This is a genomic window from Paenibacillus phocaeensis, from assembly GCF_900021165.1.
In the GTDB taxonomy this organism is placed as follows: domain Bacteria; phylum Bacillota; class Bacilli; order Paenibacillales; family Paenibacillaceae; genus Fontibacillus; species Fontibacillus phocaensis.
In genome coordinates, this window is sequence record NZ_FCOQ01000018.1 from 569380 (window position 1) to 590793 (window position 21414).

Annotated in this window: 22 protein-coding genes and 3 tRNA genes; 17 read left to right on the forward strand and 8 right to left on the reverse strand. The window is 53.7% G+C overall.

Features of this window, described 5'->3' with window-relative positions; all coding sequences use genetic code 11:
• Positions 1-188: 188 nt before the first annotated feature.
• Together pyrF and pyrE are read left to right on the forward strand one after the other, a co-directional pair.
• The gene (pyrF, locus tag BN3795_RS12600) at positions 189-956 is read left to right on the forward strand and encodes an orotidine-5'-phosphate decarboxylase (RefSeq protein WP_068784998.1); all 768 of its coding nucleotides are present in this window, start codon (positions 189-191) and stop codon (positions 954-956) included.
• Positions 957-958: 2 nt separating this feature from the next.
• Positions 959-1603 (forward strand): orotate phosphoribosyltransferase, encoded by a 645-nt coding sequence (pyrE, locus tag BN3795_RS12605; protein WP_068784999.1) that lies wholly within the window; start codon positions 959-961, stop codon positions 1601-1603.
• Positions 1604-1710: 107 nt separating this feature from the next.
• Here pyrE and BN3795_RS12610 read toward each other — a convergent pair whose 3' ends face one another.
• The 3 genes from BN3795_RS12610 to BN3795_RS12620 all read right to left on the reverse strand — a co-directional run bounded on the left by BN3795_RS12610 (position 1711) and on the right by BN3795_RS12620 (position 4964).
• A complete protein-coding gene (locus tag BN3795_RS12610) occupies positions 1711-2673 on the reverse strand; it encodes a hypothetical protein (RefSeq protein ID WP_068785000.1) in 963 nt (320 codons plus the stop codon).
• The gene (locus BN3795_RS12615) at positions 2630-3223 is read right to left on the reverse strand and encodes an RNA polymerase sigma factor (RefSeq protein ID WP_068785001.1); all 594 of its coding nucleotides are present in this window, start codon (positions 3221-3223) and stop codon (positions 2630-2632) included. Before BN3795_RS12615 ends, BN3795_RS12610 begins: the two co-directional genes overlap by 44 nt.
• A gap of 130 nt (positions 3224-3353) precedes the next feature.
• On the reverse strand, positions 3354-4964 hold the full coding sequence (locus BN3795_RS12620) for an S-layer homology domain-containing protein (protein WP_068785002.1): 1611 nt from the start codon (positions 4962-4964) through the stop codon (positions 3354-3356).
• Positions 4965-5197: 233 nt separating this feature from the next.
• Between BN3795_RS12620 and BN3795_RS12625 the strand changes: the two genes are divergently transcribed.
• The 10 genes from BN3795_RS12625 (at position 5198) to BN3795_RS12665 (ending at position 14689) form a co-directional block, all read left to right on the forward strand.
• The gene (locus tag BN3795_RS12625) at positions 5198-6043 is read left to right on the forward strand and encodes an ABC transporter ATP-binding protein (protein WP_110945150.1); all 846 of its coding nucleotides are present in this window, start codon (positions 5198-5200) and stop codon (positions 6041-6043) included.
• Positions 6006-7109, forward strand: coding sequence for an efflux RND transporter periplasmic adaptor subunit (locus BN3795_RS12630; protein ID WP_068785003.1), 1104 nt, complete (start codon positions 6006-6008; stop codon positions 7107-7109). The genes BN3795_RS12625 and BN3795_RS12630 overlap by 38 nt, the downstream gene beginning before the upstream one ends.
• Positions 7109-10009 carry an ABC transporter permease gene (locus BN3795_RS12635; protein ID WP_068785004.1) on the forward strand — a complete coding sequence of 967 codons (2901 nt, stop codon included), beginning with the start codon at positions 7109-7111 and terminating at the stop codon, positions 10007-10009. Before BN3795_RS12630 ends, BN3795_RS12635 begins: the two co-directional genes overlap by 1 nt.
• Positions 10010-10012: 3 nt before the next feature.
• Positions 10013-10900, forward strand: coding sequence for an ABC transporter ATP-binding protein (locus BN3795_RS12640; RefSeq protein ID WP_068785005.1), 888 nt, complete (start codon positions 10013-10015; stop codon positions 10898-10900).
• The gene (locus BN3795_RS12645) at positions 10897-12396 is read left to right on the forward strand and encodes an ABC transporter substrate-binding protein (RefSeq protein ID WP_068785006.1); all 1500 of its coding nucleotides are present in this window, start codon (positions 10897-10899) and stop codon (positions 12394-12396) included. The genes BN3795_RS12640 and BN3795_RS12645 overlap by 4 nt, the downstream gene beginning before the upstream one ends.
• A gap of 145 nt (positions 12397-12541) precedes the next feature.
• Positions 12542-12706, forward strand: a complete 165-nt coding sequence (locus BN3795_RS25555; protein WP_009225643.1) for a hypothetical protein — start codon at positions 12542-12544, stop codon at positions 12704-12706.
• 60 nt (positions 12707-12766) lie between these two features.
• Positions 12767-12840: transfer RNA gene (locus BN3795_RS12650), tRNA-Met, on the forward strand.
• 13 nt (positions 12841-12853) lie between these two features.
• A tRNA-Ile gene (locus BN3795_RS12655) sits at positions 12854-12927 on the forward strand.
• Between the two features lie 161 nt (positions 12928-13088).
• Positions 13089-14360 carry a DNA polymerase IV gene (locus BN3795_RS12660; protein WP_068785007.1) on the forward strand — a complete coding sequence of 424 codons (1272 nt, stop codon included), beginning with the start codon at positions 13089-13091 and terminating at the stop codon, positions 14358-14360.
• Positions 14357-14689, forward strand: coding sequence for a YolD-like family protein (locus BN3795_RS12665; RefSeq protein WP_068785008.1), 333 nt, complete (start codon positions 14357-14359; stop codon positions 14687-14689). Before BN3795_RS12660 ends, BN3795_RS12665 begins: the two co-directional genes overlap by 4 nt.
• Positions 14690-14747: 58 nt before the next feature.
• On the opposite strand, the gene BN3795_RS26145 is transcribed toward BN3795_RS12665, so the two are convergent.
• The 5 genes from BN3795_RS26145 to BN3795_RS12690 all read right to left on the reverse strand — a co-directional run bounded on the left by BN3795_RS26145 (position 14748) and on the right by BN3795_RS12690 (position 16823).
• The gene (locus BN3795_RS26145; protein WP_332835601.1) at positions 14748-14987 is read right to left on the reverse strand and encodes a DUF6199 family natural product biosynthesis protein; all 240 of its coding nucleotides are present in this window, start codon (positions 14985-14987) and stop codon (positions 14748-14750) included.
• A 254-nt stretch (positions 14988-15241) separates the two neighbouring features.
• Positions 15242-15400 (reverse strand): aspartyl-phosphate phosphatase Spo0E family protein, encoded by a 159-nt coding sequence (locus BN3795_RS12675; protein ID WP_068785009.1) that lies wholly within the window; start codon positions 15398-15400, stop codon positions 15242-15244.
• Positions 15401-15664: 264 nt separating this feature from the next.
• Positions 15665-16135 carry an S-layer homology domain-containing protein gene (locus tag BN3795_RS12680; RefSeq protein ID WP_232729921.1) on the reverse strand — a complete coding sequence of 157 codons (471 nt, stop codon included), beginning with the start codon at positions 16133-16135 and terminating at the stop codon, positions 15665-15667.
• Complete coding sequence (locus BN3795_RS12685; protein WP_456319972.1) at positions 16132-16515, reverse strand: S-layer homology domain-containing protein; 384 nt, start codon at positions 16513-16515, stop codon at positions 16132-16134. Before BN3795_RS12685 ends, BN3795_RS12680 begins: the two co-directional genes overlap by 4 nt.
• Before the next feature lie 110 nt (positions 16516-16625).
• On the reverse strand, positions 16626-16823 hold the full coding sequence (locus BN3795_RS12690) for a hypothetical protein (RefSeq protein WP_068785010.1): 198 nt from the start codon (positions 16821-16823) through the stop codon (positions 16626-16628).
• Positions 16824-16997: 174 nt separating this feature from the next.
• Between BN3795_RS12690 and BN3795_RS12695 the strand changes: the two genes are divergently transcribed.
• From BN3795_RS12695 to BN3795_RS12715, 5 genes are all read left to right on the forward strand, one after another.
• Positions 16998-17083: transfer RNA gene (locus BN3795_RS12695), tRNA-Leu, on the forward strand.
• A 170-nt stretch (positions 17084-17253) separates the two neighbouring features.
• Positions 17254-19536: an Ig-like domain-containing protein gene (locus BN3795_RS12700; protein ID WP_068785011.1), complete on the forward strand. Its 2283-nt coding sequence runs from the start codon at positions 17254-17256 to the stop codon at positions 19534-19536.
• Between the two features lie 130 nt (positions 19537-19666).
• The gene (locus BN3795_RS12705; RefSeq protein WP_068785012.1) at positions 19667-20578 is read left to right on the forward strand and encodes a ComEC/Rec2 family competence protein; all 912 of its coding nucleotides are present in this window, start codon (positions 19667-19669) and stop codon (positions 20576-20578) included.
• 2 nt (positions 20579-20580) lie between these two features.
• The gene (locus tag BN3795_RS12710) at positions 20581-20796 is read left to right on the forward strand and encodes a DUF3006 domain-containing protein (protein ID WP_068785013.1); all 216 of its coding nucleotides are present in this window, start codon (positions 20581-20583) and stop codon (positions 20794-20796) included.
• 37 nt (positions 20797-20833) lie between these two features.
• Positions 20834-21355: a DinB family protein gene (locus tag BN3795_RS12715; protein WP_068785014.1), complete on the forward strand. Its 522-nt coding sequence runs from the start codon at positions 20834-20836 to the stop codon at positions 21353-21355.
• Positions 21356-21414 lie beyond the last annotated feature (59 nt).

The following is a 21414-nucleotide window of genomic DNA, read 5'->3' on the forward strand; positions in this document are numbered from 1 at the left end:
CGTTGCTAACGGACCGAGGAGACCTTATTTCGCTTCATAGCAGCTGTTCGGGCGCCGTGGGGGCTGAATAAGGCCCTTGGAGTCCGTTACAGCGGGAAATACCCGGGGAATGGGCAAATAAGGTCTTTCTGGTCCGTTGCTAGGGTTCACCCGAATCAATACACTTAAAGCAGCGGCTCGGAAGCATTATGCTTCGGAGCCGCAGGCATGAATGGAGGAGAGCGGATTTGCGTTCATTTGAAGAAGCGGCCGGAAGATTGATCGTCGGATTGGACTTCCCCGATGCCGATCAGGCGCGGGAGCTCCTGAAGGAACTGGAAGGGATTCCTTGCTATATGAAGGTGGGGCTGCAGCTGTTTTATTCGGCCGGTCCGGATCTGATTCGCGAGTTGAAGCAGCGGGGGTACTCCGTTTTTCTCGACGTGAAAATGCATGATATCCCGAACACGGTCAAAGGCGGAGCAAACAGCGTGACGAAGCTGGGCGTGGATCTGTTTAACGTGCACGCCGCAGGCGGGCTGGACATGATGAAAGCGGCCCGGGAAGGAGCATTGGCGGCGCTGGAGGACAATGGCGCGCTTACGATGCCGAAGATTATCGCGGTTACGCAACTGACGAGCACGAGTCGGCGAGTGATGAACGAGGAGATTGGCATCCCGGGAGAAGTGGAAGGTTCTGTTGTGCATTACGCAGAGCTGACTCGTCAGGCAGGGCTGGACGGCGTTGTCGCTTCACCGCTGGAGGTGACGGCGATCAAAGCGAAGTGCGGACAAGCCTTCCTGACGGTGACACCGGGGATTCGTCCGACGAACAGTCCGCAAGGCGATCAGTCGCGCACGCTAACTCCAGGGGAGGCGATGGCGCAGGGGACGGATTATATTGTCGTCGGCCGGCCGATCATCGCTGCACCTCATCCGCGCGAAGCGGCGGAATCGATCATTAAGGAGATGATGTAGTCATGACAAATGCAACCTCAGTTGAAGCACAAATCGCCGGCAGTCTGCTGGACATCGGAGCGGTGGCGCTCCGGCCGCATCAGCCGTTTACCTGGACCTCGGGGATCCAATCGCCGATCTATTGCGATAACCGGCTTACGATGTCGTACCCGGAAATCCGCGATTTGATCGCCGAATCGTTTGCGGCTCTCATTCGCAAGGAATACCCCGAGGCGGAGGTCGTCGCCGGAACAGCAACGGCCGGCATTCCGCATGCGGCTTTCGCATCGCAGAAGCTGGGCCTGCCGATGGCCTACATCCGCGATAAGGCCAAAGGCCACGGGAAAGAGAATCAAATCGAAGGATTGATCAAACCGGGGCAGAAGGTTGTCGTCATCGAGGACTTGATCTCCACCGGCGGCAGCTCGATCAAGGCGGCGCAAGCGGTGCGCGACGCCGGCGCAGAGCCGCTGGCTGTACTGGCGATTTTCAGCTATCAATTGGATAAAGCCGTGCGAGCGTTCGCCGATGCCAGCCTCCCGCTGCAAACCCTGTCCAACTATACGGCGCTGATCGACGTTGCCGTGAAGCGGGGCGACATCCAGCTGGAAGACCTGGAGCTTCTGCAGTCCTGGCGGCAGGATCCAGCTTCGTTCGGGAAAGCGTAATTTTCTATCCGGTTAGCGGAAAAGCAGCCTCTCATCGCGAAGAGAGCTGCTTTTTTACGTTCGACCGTCGGACATCGATTCCCGGTCGGCAGGTTGGCTTTCATAAGCTATTGCAGATAGGCTTCGGCCAGCTTGATCAATTGCTCCTTGCTGACTTGGAGGCCGGTTTCGATGTGGTAGTGGACGGAGTGCTTGCTGTTCGGCACATCTTCGACCCATTGAATGTTGCGGCCGCCGATGCCGGCATCCCCGCCGCTGAATTCTGTATACACCATATCCACGCCTTGCACTTGGAGGCTTTCCCGGTTTAAGCCGGCATCTTCGGGCACCAAAATGGTTTGCTTGCCGGGGATTCTGGCTATGGAAACCCGGATTTCCTGTTCGCCTTGTTTATAGGTTCCATTAATTCTCCAGTGGTCCGGGGAGGTCTCCAGCGGCATCATCGCGTAGCCTTTGGCCGACTCCTCGGCCTGTTTGCGCAGCGTTTCGGCGAGTTTCGATTCTTCCTGCGGCGTCATCGGCTTCTCGATTACGGTCGGAAAGAAGAAGACGGTGGCCCGCTCGAACTTATAGTTCCCGCCGATTCGCTCGAGCAGCTTGGCCGGTTGATCGGCCATTCGTTCGCGCAGTTGGGTCAGATCGTCGAAGTTGACCGGACGATACTCGACGTTGAGTTTATGTTCCGGATTGTTCGAGGCCAGGTAGAAAACGGCCGCCGTTCCTTCCTTCAGCAGATCGTCCGACAACCCGGCGCTCTTGAGCGAGCGGATCTGTTCGTCCAGGGAAGGCTTATGATACTCGGGACTGCTCTTGTCCAAAGTCCTTTCCTCTACTACGATTTCACCCTGTTTATTTTTAAGTATGTAGTGGTTCGTTGCCGCAACCGCGGTGGATACCGCCAACAACATCCCAGCTAACACCAGTGCGCTGACTTTACGTTTCATAATGAATCGCTCCTTCGGTTTGTGTTCGGTATACAGCCTGCTCATGACTTTGCCGCTCAGATCCGTATCGGGCAGCCGGTCTTCATGAAACAGGTGTCTTAGATCCTGATCCTTGTCCGATATCATAAGGCTCTACTCCCTTCGCTTGGGCATAATACTTCCGGAATTTGTCCACCGTGCGCCCATATTTCTTGCGCAGACTCGCATTGTTTTGCTGCAGGATCAGGCCGATCTCGTCATAGCTCTTTTCCTCCACACAGCGCAGAATGAGCAAGTTGCGCTCCTCCGCGGACAACTTCGTCAGGGCTCGCTGCACAAATTCATTGTAGCAGTTCTCCTCCACCCACCAATCGACGGGTCTATGCTGCCGCTCATCCCGGTAAAAGAAGGGGAGGTATTTGGCGAGCTTCCGCTTGCGCAGTACGTCGATGCAATGATTATAGGCGATTTTATACAGCCACGCCCCAAACGGGATCTCCCGGTTATACTTTCCCATGGAACGGTAGGCTTTCAAAAAGATCTCCTGGCCGCTGTCCTCGGCATCGCCGGCATCCCCCAGCATACGGAAGCAGTAATGAACAATCGGTTTCTGGTAGGCTCGGATAATTTCCGCGAATTTTTCCGTCTCTCCTTCCAGTACGTCGGTGATGATCCGCGACAACCTGACGTCGTCCACATCTCTCACATCCTTTCCACCCTATACAACGGTTTGCCCGGCCCATGATGTGACGGATCGAGTGAAAAAAATAAACAACCCCTGCAAAATGTCTGCTGGGGTTGAAGAAGCTCGGGCGTACTTGCCCGATTTATTTAAAATCATATCCTTCGTATCTTTCCGCATTTTTCAAGCTTGTCCACACGTCCGGCGACTCTCCGCCGATATGCCAGTAGGCATACCCTGCGACGCCGTATTTCACTCCTAACCGAAATTTCTCAGAAAGGGATCGGGCGTCCTCCAGCCAAATCTTGTGCTGTGTACCGTTCTTGCGGTACTCCAGGGTATATTGGCCGACCGTATCGTTCCATTTGGGCGTGCCGCCGTACTGGTTTACTCGTGTATTTTGCTCAGGGAGAGAAAGGTCCTCCGACGACACCGTAGCTCCGCTGCCGCTGATGCTCCAATCCCGCGTATACAGCGGCATTCCGAGGATGAGCTGGTCCGCCGGGACTTTGGCGAGCAGTTTGTCGAGGTGCTTCTGCACCCAGCCCAGCGACGCCACCGAACCGGCCGAAGCTCCGCTCCAGTGCTCATCATAGGCCATGATGACCAGGTAGTCGGCGCTCTTGGCCAATTCCGCGTAATCGTACGCATCCGACCAGTCGCTGCCGAGATCCGGCGGAAGATCGACGGACAACACCGCCGATACGGCATGCAGTTCCTTGGCCAGCTTGGAGATGAAGGCGGTGAACAAATCCCGGTCGGAAGCCGCGACGTTCTCAAAGTCGACATTGATGCCGTGCAGGCCATATTTTTGAACATAAGATTTCAAGCTTTGGATCGCGTCCGAGGACATGGAGCTCGAAGCAAGAAGCTTGTGGGTCGTTTCCTGATCAAACCGGTTGCCTACCATGGCCCAAACCTGTTTGCCGTTATTTTTGGCCCAGGCCGCCAGGGAGGGGACGCTGGAATCGGTTATTTTCCCGGTGCTTTCAAGAAAAAACCACCGCGGCACCAGCACGTTTACGTTTGATTGCATCACGGACTTCTGATAGGCTTCGGTCGATTGGCCGTACTGCCAGCCGAGTTGGAGCGGAGCCACCGCAGCGCTGGCCGCCATCGCATCGGTCCAGCGATTGTCCCGCAGCAGACGATCCAGGATCACCGCCGTCTCCTGTCGGGTGATCGGCTGTGTCGGATAGAACATCCCGCCGTTGCCCTGCATCAGCCCAAGCTGCGTAATGGATCCGATATACGGCTTGGCCCAGACGGCGGTCGCCGCTTCGTCCTTGTAGCCGGTCTGTGCGCCAGTCGATGCCGATGCCGTTGTTTGCTTCAGCGCCCGGATGATCCATGCAGCCGCCTCTTGGCGGGTCAACGGTTGATTCGGCTTGAATATTCCGTCACCCAGCCCTTCCGTCAAGCCCAGCTCGGTTGCTGCCTGGATTGTACCGTAATACCAGGCGCTCTTCGGCACGTCGCGGTAAGCGGGAATGGCGGATGCCGCCGGTTCCACGCGAAAGATCCGCGTCAGCGTCGTCAAAAATTCCGCTCTCGTAATCGAGCGAGCGGGAGAAAACAGGGTCTCGGAGGTTCCCTTCATCACGTGATCGGCATGTAAGCGAAGGATCGAATCTTTCGCATAACTGGCCGATATATCGCTATACGGGAGTTTGTCGGCAACTGCCGGATCCAGCCGAAAGATTAAGGCGGTAAATAGCAGTGCCGCAACGAGCAGAGAGGGGATCATTTTTTTCATGAAGTAGTTCTCCTTGCCGATTCTAGTAGAATTACCCTTAATTTTAACAGAATTGTAACCTATCATCAGCGCTTAAAATATGGAAAGAAAAAGTTCGAATTCGTTAATTCCGTTGTAACTTTTTGCCATAGTATTTCGTTTATAATGCAAGACGTGAGTAAATTGCTAGACAAGGCCAAGAAAACCAAGTTGAGGCAGAATTACAAATTAGGAAAATGGGAGAACGATACACGATGATGCGATGGCTTCGCAAAACAGAAAAAGTCGAAGTTCAATCCGGAGCGGACTCTCCGGTCCCGGAAGTGGATGAGGAAGCCGCCGCGGCCGCGGAGAATACGGCCCTAGAGAATGCAGCCGCCGAGGTCATTGTAGCTCGTGCGCAAGAGGAAGAGCCGGAGAAAGAAACCGGACCGATCCTTTCGGTCAAGGAGGTCACCCGTTCTTTTCCGGTAGGCGGAGGAGAAATCCAGGTATTGAAAGGGATTGACATGGAAGTGCTTCCCGGTCAACTCGTGATGCTTAAGGGCCGTTCCGGCTCGGGCAAAACGACGCTGCTTAATATGCTTGGCGGATTGGATCAGCCGACGTCGGGCGAAATTTGGTTCCGGAATCAGCCGCTGCATCAGCTGAACGATGACAACCGAACGCTGTTGCGCCGGGATCAGATCGGCTTTATTTTCCAAGCGTATGCCTTGCTTCCGCTGTTGTCTGCCTGGGAGAATGTCGAGCTGTCGCTGCGCATGGCGGGCGTCCCGCCACAGGAATGGAAGCGGCGCGTGACGCATTGTCTGGAGCTCGTCGGGCTGGGGAAACGGATGTTCCATCGTCCGTTTGAGCTGTCCGGCGGGGAGCAGCAGCGGGTGGCTATCGCCAAGGCGATCGCACACCGGCCGAAGCTGCTGCTGGCGGATGAGCCGACGGCCAATCTCGACTCGCAAATGGGAGCACAAGTCATGGCAGTATTCAAGAACATCATACAGACTGAACGCGTGACGATCTGTATGACTACACACGATCCTACAATCCTGGAGGTAGCGGACCATGTTTACGAAATGGTGGATGGCAAATTTATCGGGTAAAAGGGGGAAATCAAGACTAATTCGGACGCTGGGAGTCCTGTCCATCAGCTTGACGCTGGTTGCATCCACGGGCTGCGCCCTGCTGCCGAACGAAGAGGCGGAGGAGGACCTTCCGGTTATTACGCCGCCGACGATCTCGAAGAAACCGGAGTATGAGGTGCGAACGGAGACGATTGAGATCGGCGTGAGCGCTGTCGGCAAGATTATGAGCCAGCGGGAGGAACCGTTGTTTTTCACGGAGGATAATCTTCACGTCAAAGAAGTTTTGGTCAAGGCGGGAGACAAGGTTAAGCAGGGCGATGCTTTGATTCAACTGGACGTCGAAGATCTGCAGAAGGATTTACGCAAGAAGAAGCTGGAGTTCCGCAAGCAGGAAATCTCCATGAAGGAACTGCTGCGTACCAAGGATGAGAAGGACCCGATCGAATTTGAGGAGGCTTCCATCGTCTTTGAGGAACAACGCCAGGCGCTGGTGGATTTGGAGAAGACGATTGCGGACGGAACCCTGCGGGCGCCGTTCTCCGGCACGGTGATCTCCGTCTCCGCCCAGAAAGGCGCCGCCATCAAGGCTTATGATACGGTTGCGGTCTTGTCCGATACTTCTTCATTGGTTGTAGCGGCTCAGTTTGCCAAGGAGGATTTGGCGAAGGTCGCCGTCGGGATGAAGGCCAAGGTCGACATCAATGCGGCCGGGGTGTTCAATGGCAAAGTCAAAGTAATGCCGGTTGAGACCGGATCATCCGATAACGGGAACGGGAACGGCGGAGGAGGGAATCCTCCGGAGAAGGATACGATCGATAAGTATCTGATCGTCCAACTGGACAAATGGCCTGAGGGAATTGAACGAGGCCGGCCGCTTAGCGTATCCATCGTGACCCAGCGCAAGGAAAACGCCGTTTTGATTCCGATTTCCGCCCTGCGAACCATCGGCTCGCGTACTTACGTCCAGGTTGTAGAGGAGGACGGCTCGAAGCGCGAAGCCGACGTTGAGGTAGGCTTGCAAACCTCGACGGACGTGGAAATCATTAAAGGACTCACGCCGGGACAGAAAGTAGTGGGTCGTTAATGGGAGTACCTTTATTACGCTTGCTGTTCCGCAAAATGTGGAACACGAAATGGCTGACGTTGAGTACTTTACTGGGCCTGATCGTCGCCGTCTCGTTTACGGTCAGCATCCCGATGTATTCCGACGGGGCGTTGAAACGAGTCGTCGCAACTACGCTGAAAGCCGAAAGCGAAGGGCTTCCTGCAGGTTCGCTGATCATGAGCTATCAGGCGCCGGGCGGCGCGAAGACCGATGCGGCCGCGTTAACCGCCGTCAATCAATATATTGTGGATGAGGTGCCGAAGGAAATCGGCTTCCCGTTCGACGCTTACGTCAATACGCGGTCGATCCGCAGCACGGAGGTATTTCCGGAGGATCCGACCAAAGTCGATGCAAGCCGTACTCGGACGATGTCGATCATGTCCATGAGCGGGTTGCAGGATCATATCTCGATCTCCGGCGGCCAGGCGTATTCTGAGAAGGCCGACGGGAATCAGATCGAGGCCTTAATGCTGGAAGAGGCGATGTATCGTCAGGACCTGCATGTTGGGGACGTAATGGAGTATCCGGTGTACAGCGGCGTTGACGTGACGCTAAAAGTCAAGATCGTCGGCACCTTCCAGCCAACCAACGAAAATGATCCGTATTGGTATCAGGGTTTTGAAGGGATGATGAACAGCTTTTACGTCCCGGATCAAGTCTTTAATGACGACTTGCTGAATCGCTTATCGATTCCGCTGCACAGCTCCAACTGGTATTACGCCTTCGATCTCGGCGAGATCAAGACGGGTCAGCTGTCGCCGCTCTCCGATACATTGGACCGGCTGAATGTGGATTTGTACCAGAAGCTGAAGGACACGAAGGTGGATGTATCCTTTGGCAGTCTGTTAAACGATTTCCGCAAGCAAAGCTTGCAGATGCAGACGCTGCTGTTTACCCTGGCGGCACCGATGATTGCCATGGTGTTCTATTATATTGTCATGAACGCCCGCCAAGCGCTTGACAAGCAGCAAAGCGACATCGCCGTCCTGCGCAGCCGCGGAGCTTCCACAAATCAGATCATTTTGATCTATTTATTTGAGAGCTTAATCCTTGGGGTGGCTGCATTAATCGCGGGTCCTTTGCTCGGCTGGTTCATGTCGAAGAGCATCGGATCAGCGGACGGCTTCTTGACCTTTGTCAACCGGAAGTCCATTCCGGTAGGATTCAACTTTGACGCACTGGCGTTAGGAGCGGCGGCGGTGATCATCGCCATCTTGGCCACGCTGCTGCCGGCGGTCTCGTTCGCCCGCTCCTCGATCGTCAAGACGAAACAGAAGCAAGCCCGCTCCGACCGAGCGCCGTTCTGGCAACGTTGGTTCCTGGATCTCGTTCTAATGGGGATCTCGGGGTACGGCTACTACATGTTTAATCAGCGGCAGATGCTGACCTTCCAGACGGGGATGACCACGGATGAGCTGCAGGTGCAGCCGTTCCTGTTCTTCGTCCCGGCGCTGGCGATCTTCTCGATCGGGTTGTTCTTCCTGCGGGTGTTCCCGTGGCTGTTGAAGCTGATCGGCTGGATCGGCAAGAAGTGGCTGCCGGTTCCTTATTATCTAAGCTTGACGCAACTGTCCAGATCGTCCTCTTCTTATTATCCGCTGATGATTCTGCTCGTGTTGACGCTGGGCCTCGGGGTATACAACGCCTCCGCCGCGCGGACAATCGACCTGAATTCAACGGAGCGGACGCTGTACAAATACGGGGCGGATGTCATCATGCGGACGGTTTGGGAAGGCACGCCGGAGATGACTCGCCCATCCCAGGGAGGCTCCGGGCAAGGTCAAGGCGGCGGCTCGGGAGCTCCGGGCGGCGGCGGGAACCCGGGTGGAAGACCTGGCGGCGGGCCGGGCGGCGGCGGACAAAATCCGACCCCGACCAAGGTGAATTATTCCGAACCCCCGTTTGAAGTTTTCCGGAAGTTGGACGGGGTCGAGCACGCGGCGCGCGTGCTGCAGACGAAGGGGAACATCATCGTCTCCGGCCGCTCGGCGGGCCAAGGGAATGTGATGGGGATCGATAATATCGATTTTTCCAAGGTCGCCTGGTTCCGGAACGATCTGTTCCCAACGCACCCGTATCGTTATTTGAATTTCCTCGGGATGAACGAAAGCGCGGCTTTGGTGCCATCCAATATGGCCGAGAAATATAAGCTGAAGCCGGGGGACGTGTTTACGGTGGCCTTGGGCGAACAGACGGTGGAATTCGCCGTCTATGGGATTTTGCCCTATTGGCCTAGCCAATACCCTGATCAAACGCCGTTTATCATCGCGAATTTGGATTATATCTACGACCAGGTTCCGCTTATTCCTTACGAGGTGTGGCTGAAAATGAAGCCGGGCGCGAAGGTCGCTCCGCTGATTACCAAGCTGGCGGACGAAGGGATCGAGCTTTATTCGGTTGACGATGTACGCAGCGAACTTGCGGCGCAGAGCAAGCACCCGACGCGGGGCGGGGTATTCGGGATCTTGAGTCTCGGCTTCCTCGTCTCGGTGATCATATCGCTGATCGGGTACGTGCTTTATTGGTTCTTCAATTTGTCCGGCCGGGTGGTCCAGTTCGGGATATTACGGGCGATGGGCTTATCCCGCAAGCAATTGACGTTTATGCTGCTGGCCGAACAAATTTTGACCGCAGGTCTGTCGATCGTGCTCGGGATCGTCATTGGGAAGATCGCCGGGAAGCTGTACCTGCCGTTCCTGCAAACGGCGGACAACGTAACGACGCAAGTGCCGCCGTTCCGTATTGTGTTCGATAACCAAGACACGCTTCAGCTCTATGTCGTCGTGTTCGTAATGCTCCTGATGGGAGCCGGCCTGCTCTTCTGGCAAATCCGGCGCCTGCGCGTGCATCAGGCGGTAAAAATGGGAGAGGAGCGCTAAGAAATGATTCATTGCGAAGGACTTGTCAAAATTTTTAAATCCGAAGATATTGAAGTCGTTGCGCTCCAAGGCTTGAATTTGACCGTTGAACAAGGCGAAATGATGGCGATTATCGGCAACAGCGGCAGCGGCAAATCGACGCTGCTGAACATCCTCGGCGGGCTGGATCGGCCCTCGGCCGGTCAGGTGACCGTCGGGGGCTGGGATTTGCTCAAGATCCGCGATGACCAGCTGGTCGAATATAAACGGAATACCGTAGGTTTCGTTTGGCAGAACAACGCCCGCAACCTGCTTCCTTACTTGACGGCGTTGGAGAATGTGGAGATGCCGATGCTGCTGACCGGCAAGCTCGACCGGGCTTACGCGAAGGAACTGCTGGAGCGGGTCGGGTTGAAGCACCGGATGCATAACAAACTGCACCAGCTCTCCGGCGGTGAACAGCAGCGGGTGGCGATCGCCATTTCGCTATCGAACCGGCCAAAGCTGCTGCTGGCGGACGAACCGACCGGGTCAGTCGATACGGCAACCTCCGATCAAATCATGCAAATTTTCCGCGAGGTGAACCGGGAGCTTGGAATCACCGTGGTCATCGTCACGCACGACCTGACGCTGGCAGGGAAGGTGGACCGCGTGGTCGCCATCCGCGACGGCTTAACGAGCACCGAGTTCCTGAAACGGAATCCGAATCTCGATTTGGCAGCGGCTGAGTTGGGAGCCGGGGGATTGCAGGAAGTGCATGAAGCGTTCGTCGTTGTCGACCGCGTGGGTCGGCTTCAGGTTCCGAAGGAATACCTGGAGACCGTCGGGATCAGCGGCCGGGCGAGCATGGAGTTTGATGGGGAGAAGATCATTATCACCGCACCGAAATCATTAGAGGGGGATCCATCATGAGGTTAAGAAAATTGTTATCCGTATCGCTGGCCGCAACGCTGGCGCTGGGCCTGCTAGCTGGCTGCAACGGCGGCAAGGCGGCGGAAACCGAGCAGGAGAAGGTGCTGCGCATCGGAGTGCTTTACGGAGGATATGATGATTCTTATTTCCGTCAACAATATACTGATGTTTACGAGTTCACGCATCAGAATGTCCGCATCGAGGTGGTTCCGGCTATCGACCAAAGCCAATACCGTTACCAGGATGGCTCGCAGCCTTACGTACAGCCGGATTACCTGGACAGCATGAAGAAAATCATGACCGGCAGCAATCCGGTGGATGTCGTGGTGACCGATACGACCGTGTTAAATCAGCTGATCAAGGAGAATATGGTCAAACAGCTTGATCCGATGATTCAGGAGGATAAATTCGATACGTCGGACTTCGTGCCGGCGGTGCTTGACGGGATTAAGGATCTGGGAGAAGGCAGCCTGTATGCGTTAACGCCTTCGTTCTCTTCCTCTGCCTTGTACTATAACAAAAAAATCTTTGCGGATGCCGGCGTAGAGCCGCCAACCGATAACATGACTTGGGACGATATTTTTAATCTGGCACGCCGCCTGGCCAAAGGCGAGGGCAAGGATCGGGTATTCGGATTTTCATTTAGCCGGTACCAAGGCAATGATCCGTTCTGGGATATGCAGAACAATTATATAAGCGCGTTGCAGCTTAAAACGTTTGATGATAAAGCGGAAACGATGACCGTGAATACAACGCAATGGACCAAGGTTTGGGAAACGATCAGCAAGTTGGCCAAGGACAAAATCATTCCTGACAACAACAGCGGGATGATGGACGGGGAATGGAGCCCGATCACAAGCGACTTCTTCCTCTCCGGCAAAGTAGCGATGACGATCGGCGAGAACTATTATGTAAATGAAATTACAGACGCCAACAACAACGCTTCAAAAATTAAAAACTTCAAACCTGTAGATTGGGACGTGGTTACTGTCCCGGCTCATCCTGAGAAACCGGGTGTCGGGGGCAACATCTGGCTTAGCAATACGTTTGCCATTAACAGCGCGGCTTCAAACCCCGAAACGGCTTGGGACTTCATTAAATTTATTAACGGTGAGGATTGGGCAAAACTGAAATCCCGCAGCAATACTTATGAAATGCTGGCCCGCAAAACGTATATCAAGCCGAAGTCGGGGCTCGATTACAATATTCAAGCGTTTTATTTGCTGAAACCAGTACCTCCTACCGATCCGAAGCAGGATAAGCTGATGAGCGAGAAACCGGGGTTATATAGTGTGACCGACAGCGGGCGCAAGTTCTTCCAGGAGGTCCTGGAGAACAAGAAGACACCGGCAGAAGCGCTTAAGGAATGGGAAGAGAAGGGGAACAAAATGCTGCAGGAGATTAAAAACAATCCGAAAACCCAATTCCAGGAGGATGGTACGCCATTCGTTCCGAATGAAGGGGCTGCAGCAGGCGGAACCGTTATTAAAGGTTAAAGCTAAGGATTGCATAGGAAAGAACAGAAATTACCAGAGCGAGAAGAGGCCGCCGGACGGAATCCGGCGGCTTTTTTTGTTAAGGTTGGGTATTCTATAGGCAAGGACAATTTGCTCTAATTTACGAAAGGGTGGACGGAAAGTCATGCGTTGGGTCTATTTTAATAAATTGTACAGAACGAAATTTCAAGCCGGTTGTTTGGCTCGCCGATTGGAGCAGGACGGTTGGATCTACGGGTTCGACGATATGCGGCAAATCGAAATCTTCCGTTCCCGCAAGGGCAAATACGGTGTGCGATTTATTCCATAACGTATGGCTTGACGTGCCCTGCACAAATCGTGTATATTAATACTTGTCGCTATTTATTGACGCGGGGTGGAGCAGCCCGGTAGCTCGTCGGGCTCATAACCCGAAGGCCGCAGGTTCAAATCCTGCCCCCGCAATCCAAGTTTTCCCGGGCCCTTAGCTCAGTTGGTTAGAGCGGTCGGCTCATAACCGATTGGTCACAGGTTCGAGTCCTGTAGGGCCCATATGCGCGAAACCCCTTGCCTAGCAAGGGGTTTTTGCTATGTTTGGGGTTGGATTTGATAGTGAATTTGCTAATGGCGAAAAGGGAAATTTTCTCATTGAATAAAGAACATATATTCGCATATAATACAAACAAACGTTCGTATTTATTCAAGGGGGAGTTATGGTGAAATCGGCTAAGCGTATGATCATGCTTGGTGATTGCCAGTCCTTTTATGCCAGTGTGGAGAAAGCGGAGAACCCGCAGTATAAGGACCGTCCGTTAGTGGTTGCAGGAGATCCGGAGCGCAGGTCCGGGATCATTCTGGCAGCTTGTCCGCTCGCCAAGCAACAGGGGGTGACGACGGCGGAAACATTGGGGACCGCATTGGCCAAGTGCCCCGATCTCGTCGTGATTAAGCCACGGATGCAGACGTATATCAATGTCTCGATGCAGATCACGGATATCTACAAATCGTATACGGATTTGGTCGAGCCGTACTCCATTGACGAGCAATTTCTGGACGTCACCGGGTCTTTGCATTTATTTGCAGATTCCCCGGAGGAACTGGCGCGGATCATTCAAACCCATGTACAGGCAGCCACCGGTGTTTATGCCCGCTTTGGGATCGCGGAGACGAAGGTCCTCGCCAAGACCGCTTGCGACAATTATGCTAAGAAAAATCCGTCGGGTATATCTACCTTGACCAGAGAGATGCTCCCGGAAACCCTCTGGAAACGACCGGTGAAAGACATGTTTATGGTCGGGAGTCGGATGCATAAGCATTTTATGGCTATGGGATTACCCACCATCGGCAGCATCGCCCAGACTCCTCTGGCCAAGTTAAAACAGATGATGCGACAGAAGTTCGGTAAAAACTCGGATATTCAAGCTGAACTCTATTGGCGAATCGCTAACGGCATCGATGACAGTCCTGTAAAGCCGGGGACGCACCAAGTCCCTCCCAAATCAGTGGGTCACATGATGACCTTGCCTCGCGATTATTACAAGCTGGAGGATGTAAAGGTAGTATTGCTCGAATTGACGGAACTTGTCTGCATGCGCTGCCGTGAGTTGGGTTTCATGGGGGAGGTTATATCCGTCGCCTGCATGGGGGCGGATTTTGATCGCCCCACCGGTTTTTCGCGCCAGATGAAGATGCTGGACCCAACCAACGTTACCAAGCAAGTTTTCGAGGGGGTTATGACATTGTTCCGCCGACATTGGAACGGCGAGCCGGTCCGTAAGGTCGGCGTTTCTCTGTCCGGGTTGGTGGGGGCTGAAGAATACCAGATCACGTTGTTCGACGATCGCCCCAAGTATCAGGCGCTTGAAAAAGCGACCGATGAAATCAAACGTCGGTTCGGGGACTCGGCGATACTGCGGGCATCTTCGCTTACGACGGCGGGTCAAGCACGGCGGAGATCGCAACTGATAGGAGGTCATTTGAAATGAAAAAGCTGGAGGGAAACGGCCTTTGGGAGTCCAGCCGGATGATGCTGCCAGAGCATAAAGAAACCATTATTCGCAAGCAGGTCGAAGAGGGGAGGAAACCGCGACCCGAGCTGGATCCTCAGGAAGTGGAGCGGATCGAGCGGGCGATCGCTGAGGCGTTCCGGGAGCGCCGGCGGATCACCCTTCGCCTATGGGGCGAGTATGAAGATACGGAACTTCAAGGGGGAGTGGTAACCGTTCAGACTCATCTGCGTGAGATTAAACTATCTACTGGGAATGGAGAGTGGCAGTGGGTAAAGATATCGGATATTAGGGATGCCACCCTCTAAGCGGCCGCCCGCGAACCCCCTTGATCCTCAAGGGGGCTTTTTTCTACGAATAAGCTTGCTATAGAACGATCACGAGAACCGCCCAGACTAGAAAATAGCCTCCGATCCCAAGACAAATGAGCCCCCGGAATCTCATGGATTCCAGATAGGACTCGCTGGGTTCGGCTTCGCCTCTAACTTTCCAAGCCTCGCCCGTTCGCCAGAACACATCGGGTTTTCTGCGGACGAGAATCCCCAGCCCGATAAAGACAAGAGCGATCAGAACAAGTAAAAATCCGATGATAAGCCCTCCTTGCAACTATTGGATCCATTTCAAAAGGAGACGAGGCAAATACGCAATGAGGTCCGAGATCCAGGTTATCCTATCTGCCCATTGGGTGAAACGGGTGTTGTTGGTCTTCATCAATACCTCCTGCACGAAACGTTATCGATATTAAAATATACGGCTAACCTTATCATGAGTTGCAGTGTCTGAGAAAATCCTCCCCCTTAGTGGATTTCCGCCGGAACTCTTATCCAGAGAAAAAGGAGCCGCTTAAGCGGCTCCCTGAATCATTTGACTTGCTTCTGGATCACCAAACGATGGTATTCGTTGAGCAATTCGTCCAGTCGTTGACTTACTATGACCAGTTCCCTATCGACCAAACGTTTGTTTCCGGCGAGTCGGTTTAATTCCATCCGGAGCTCTTCAATTTTGAAGATTAGATCCAAGGCGAACAACTCCCAGAATTGAAGTATCTATGTCATACGTCCGCTGTGCACTGGCGACCGTCCTGCGGATCCCACTTTATATCTGTCCGCACCAGGCTAAAGTGGTACCTATACTTTCTATGTCCGTTTTTGTAAATCCTCCCTAAATCCTGAGATAAATTGCAAAAATCTGTCGATTCAGCGGAATTTATTCAAATTGCAAGTTTTTCGGAAACTAAAAAGGACCGCACAAGGCGGTCCTTCCTCAGAGAAAGAGCAGGGCAATTACTTGCTGTTTTGCGTTGGTGCAGGGTGGGCAGCTAAATATTCAACCGCATTGTAAGTCAGAACGGCGGCTTCCGCACGAGTTATCCGATCCAGAGGATGGAATTGCTCGTTCTCATCCAGCTTAGCAATTCCCAGCACGAGTGCGCGTTGGACGGTTCCCTGGTAGGAGACGGTGAGTTGGTCATCATCGGCAAATTCAACCGGTTTGATGTTGATTTTCGGAAAATCGCCATGCTTCTCCATCGCCAAAATCAGCTGGTGGGTGAACTCCTCACGCGTCATCGGCTTGTCTGGATCTACGGCGGCATCCAGATCAAACCCGTTGTTTTGAGCGATGACGAACGCAGGGGCATACCAAGCCCCATCCTTGACGTTGGTGAAAGAATCGCCGGCTCCCTTTGCGGCCTCCGTCTTCAGTTCCAGTCCCAGCAGGGTGACGATAAGCTGGATGCCTTGGCTGGTGGTCAATTGGTCGTCCGGCAGGGAGCTGTCGGGATTTTNCGCGTCATCGGCTTGTCTGGATCTACGGCGGCATCCAGATCAAACCCGTTGTTTTGAGCGATGACGAACGCAGGGGCATACCAAGCCCCATCCTTGACGTTGGTGAAAGAATCGCCGGCTCCCTTGGCGGCCTCCGTCTTCAGTTCCAGTCCCAGCAGGTTGACGATAAGCTGGATGCCTTGGCTGGTGGTCAATTGGTCGTCCGGCAGGAAGCTGTCGGTATTTACACCGCGGACGATACCTTTGGCCTGCAGTATGGATATGCTGTCTTTGGCGGCGGAGTGGCTGACGTCCTTAAAGGAGGCGGCAGCCGCGAAGCTCTCTCCGGCAAGCGACAGACTCAACATGGCGGCAGCAGACAACAGGGTTAGATTACGTTTGAACAAGGGGATCACCTCTGTCTTGTTATTATTGACAATTACTAGACGGAGGTTGGATGTGAATGTTGCAGTGAACCTTATGATTTTCCAAATGGAATAATTCTCGTCACGTGATTAATTTCATCTAGCCGAACCCAGACCGCTCCTTCTGTCGTCCGCAGCTGTACCTGGTCTGTTGCGGAACCCCATTTGGGCAGCCCGGTCATCATTTGCCCGTTATGCAGTTGAATAACTACCTGATGGCCGAGCGTGACCGCCATTTTTAATTCATGCATGAAACTAAATCCTCACCTTTCCTGAGATTCAAGCCGATCGGTTGATCCTTGATACCCTTAACTTACCATAAATCACATTCTTATAGTTTATCGGATGGGAGGAGGTTCGATTTTGGGTTGAAATTGATGCGAGTTCTGTATATAATCATAAATACGGGATTTTTCTGATGATGTGCCGGGGTGGCGGAATAGGCAGACGCACAGGACTTAAAATCCTGCGGTTGGTGACAACCGTACCGGTTCGAGCCCGGTCCTCGGCATTCAGTTCGGAAAGAGCGTATTCGTTAGACGAATGCGCTCTTTTTTTATAGGACAAAGGGATTATTTTCCTGAGAAAAGGTTACGAAATATCTCCTAAATGTCGATATAAAACGCAGAGGGCTGGAAAAGGGTTCCGGTAATTCAGCAATGAGACAAAGGAGAGGAATCAATGATTGCGAACAGGAAAGTGACGTATTGGATGCTCGTTATGACGCTGCTCCTTTCGGTGATGGCTCCGACAGGCGTGTTTGCCGCGGCTGGGGACATCAACTCGATCAAAATCGATGGGGAAAATACGACGATCGAGCTTGGGGTAGGCAAGACGAAACAACTCAAAGTAAATGCATCCGTTGAAGGTACCAGTTCAACCAAAGATGTGACTACAACCGTAGTCTGGGCAACCTCCGACGAGAGCGTTGTTAAGGTTGAAGAAGGATTGGTGACTGCGCTCAAGAGCGGAACCGCCACCGTCACGGCCTCTTATAATAATGCCACGACCCATGTCGGTGCCAAATCCTCAATCACCTTTAAGGTTACAGATACATACACCAAATTAACTTTGGATTACAAACTGGACGGGAAATACAGCCTGGACAGTTCCGCATCGGATCTAACCGTTACGGCCAAGGCGAAGGTGGACAATGCATCGATTGATCCGAAAGATGTGACAGAGGATGCGGATTGGACCTCCTCCAATGAAGGGGTGCTGACCATTGAGAAGGGCCAGATTACATTAAACGGTTCGGGGGAAGCCACAATTACGGCCAAGTATGCCGGATTGACCGCTTCTTTTAAAGCAAAGGTCACTTCGCCGTATTCCGGATTGAAATTGTATCAGGTCCATTCGAACTCGTCCGAAGATGAAATCGGGGAGAAGGAAGACCTCGAGCTGATCTTGGCGGACAAGGAAGTGAAACTTAGGGCCAAGACGATGTTGGCCAGCGGTTCCAACAGCACCAGCGATGTTACGGATAAAGCCGCCTGGGCTTCTAGCGATAATGGCGTAGCTACCGTGGAAGACGGAGTCGTCAAGATCGTGTCGACGGGGAAAGCGACGATCACAGCCACTTATCTGGGTACACAAGTCAAAGTGGATCTTTATGTGCGCGCTCCCTATGAGACGATCCTGTTGACGCCGTCCGGCGATCAAACGCTGTTTGTTGCGGAAACGCTGTCCGCAAGTGCCGGCGTGAGAGAAACAGCGAATGTGACGACGCCGGTAAAGGCAGAGTGGTCTTCTTCGAATAAATTAATCGCCACCGTGGACGAAAATGGTTTGATTTCCGCCAAAGCGACGGGATCAACTACGATTAAAGCCAGCTACCAGGGGGTAAGCAAGAGCTTCAAGTTAACCGTGCTTCCTACGGTGACTAAGCTTGAAGTTGAGAAGGAGCAGCTCGATATCTATCGCGGAGGCTCGGCAAGCTTGCCGAAGGTGACGGGCACGAAGCTGGATGGGGAAACCATCGATCTCAGCGATGCCATCACCTGGACTTCGAATCATGAAGACATCGCGGTAGTGGAAGATGGGAAGATCGTAACCAAGGATTTGGATGACACGGTTGTATCCACGGAAGTTACGCTAACCGGGAAGCTTGCTGAAGCCGGGACTGGACTGACACCCAATGCGAACTTCCCGATTCGGGGAACAACGGTCACGGTTAAAGTGAGCGTGAAGGAGAAGGTATTGACCTTGCTTGCTTCGCAAAATTCGATGAGCATCGTCATCGGGGAGGAAACCGCGCTGCCGCAAGTCACGGCCGTCTTCGAGAACGGGATGGAGCAGTTGAACCCAACCGGCGTGGAATGGACGGTATCGGGTTCCAATGCGGTGCTGAAGACGACGGCGAACGGGAAGAAGCTTAAAGGTCTCAGCAAAGGCTCGGCATCGTTGAAGGCGACCTATGAGAACAAAACCGTCAGTTTATCGGTTACCATCGAACCGAAGATTTCCCGAATTGTCGTGGAGCCGCAATCGATTGAGCTGAATATCAAGAAATCGAAATCGATCAAGGTTACCGGCTATTATACAGATGGCAAGAAGATAACCCTTTCCTCCAAAATGGGTTGGGTTTCCTCCGATGAGAAGGTCGCCACGGTGTCTTCCTCTTCGGTGAAGGCCGTTGCGGAAGGCTCGGCAACGTTAACCGGTTCTTATCAGGGCCAAACGGTAACCGTGAAGGTGAAAGTAATTCCGAAGCTGATGAAGCTGGAGGTCAGCGAGAAAAGACTGCAGATGGCTCCGGGATCGGCCAAAACGCTCGTGCTTACGGCAACTTATGACACCGGCAAGGTAGAGACGGTCACGGGCAGCGCCACTTGGACCAGTTCGAAAACCAGCGTTGCCAAAGTGTCGGCCGGCAAGATCGAAGCGATAGCGAAAGGCTCGGCTTCTGTCAAAGCGAAATATGGCGGCAAGTCGGTGTCGGTTAGCGTTTCGGTCAAACCATAAGCTCTGGAATAGGGAGTCTGCCTGAAGGAAGGCAGGCTCTTTTTTCTTGGAGTTAGCAAGTTTTGGTTGATTTCAACGTGGAGTATCCCCTATAATTAGAACAAATGTTCTGGGAAGAGGACTATCATCTATGATTACACAGAAGACAAGATGGACGTTCGTTTGGAGTTTCTTGCTTGGGTTAGGCGTACTCCTAACGGGCTGCACGCTGGAGAGCTGGGACCCGGTCGGGGGACCCTCGGCCGAGAACGCCGCATGGACTTCCGAAGTGCAGGGAGAAGGTCAACTCCGGGTGATCTACCTGGATGTCGGGCAAGGCGCTTCACAGTTGCTGATCTGCCCCTCCGGGCGCACGATGCTGATTGATGCCGGCAACAATGACAAGGAAGAGGAGATGCTGCATTACCTGCAGGCCTATGGGGTCAGCCGCCTGGATCTCGTGATCGGCACGCATCCCGATGCGGATCATATCGGCGGGCTGGATCGGGTGATCGACCGCTTGGATATCGGCGAAATATATATGCCGAAGATTCAGTCCAATACGAAGACGTTTGAGTCGCTTTTGAACTCCATTCGCCGCAAAGGGCTGAAGGTCAAGACCGCCAAAGCGGGACGCGAGCTGGCTTGGGACGAGCAGGTTCAAGTGAAGATGCTGGCCCCGGTTGCGGAGACAGACGACAACAACAACATGAGCGTGGTGATGAAGGTGACGTATGGCAAGACGTCCTTTCTGTTAACCGGAGATGCGGAGGCGGAAAGCGAGCGGGCGATGCTTGAATCGGGGGCGAACCTCAGTGCCGATGTTCTGCTGGTGGGGCACCATGGTTCGAAATCGTCGACCACGGCGCGGTTCCTGAACGCGGTGAAGCCAAAGTACGCGGTGATCCAGGTTGGCGACAACTCCTATGGACATCCGACGAAGACCGTACTGGATCGGCTGGCCAAGCAGCAGGTGAAGGTGTATCGCAATGATCTGCATGGAACTGTGGAAATTTCCAGCGACGGCGGAGGGTATCAAATTACGACGGAAAGGCCGGGGTGAAAATGATCCATATCGTGGAGGGTTTTGAAGGGGAAGTCTGTATCCTGGAGTCTGACGGGCACACCCGGAGCATTCCGCGGTCTCAAGTCGACCCTTCTGTCAAGCCGGGGGATGTCGTGGAATGGGACGGGGGGAAATGGGTCCCCAACCGGCAGGAGACCGAACGGAGAACCCGTCACATTCGTGCGTTAATGGAAGAAGTGTGGGAAGAAGAGTAGGGGAGCGTCACGACACTTTCAAGGAGGAATGATGAAGATGTTGATCAGGCCGCAGGCAGGAGAATACGCGAAGCATTTTGCCCCCTATATTGACGAGGTACCTGAGGGCGATTTGTTAGCCTATCTGGAAAATCAGCCCAAGCTCCTTCGTCAGAAATGGGCTGGCGTCAGCGAGGAGCAAGCCAACTATCGGTACGCCGAGGGGAAATGGAGCGTGAAGGAAGTGCTGGGGCATATGACCGATACCGAGCGGATCATGAGTTACCGGATGCTGCGAATCGCTCGAGGGGATTCGACGCCGCTTCCGGGGTTCGAAGAGGAATTGTTCGTCCGCCAAGCCGGGTTTGACCGATTGTCGATAGAGGAGTTGCTGCGCGGCTTCGAGATCGTGCGGGAAGCGACGCTGGCGTTGGTTCGCCAATTGGACGCCGCCGCCTGGACCCGGATGGGTACTGCCGCCGGAGAACCGGCCTCCGCCCGATCCTTGGCCTATAATATCGCGGGGCATGCGCAGCATCATGCGCGGATCCTGAACGAACGGTATATGCAAGAAGCCTAAACGAATCCGCGGGATCAACCCAAAACGGACGGGAGCAGCCATCTCAAGATGATTGCTCC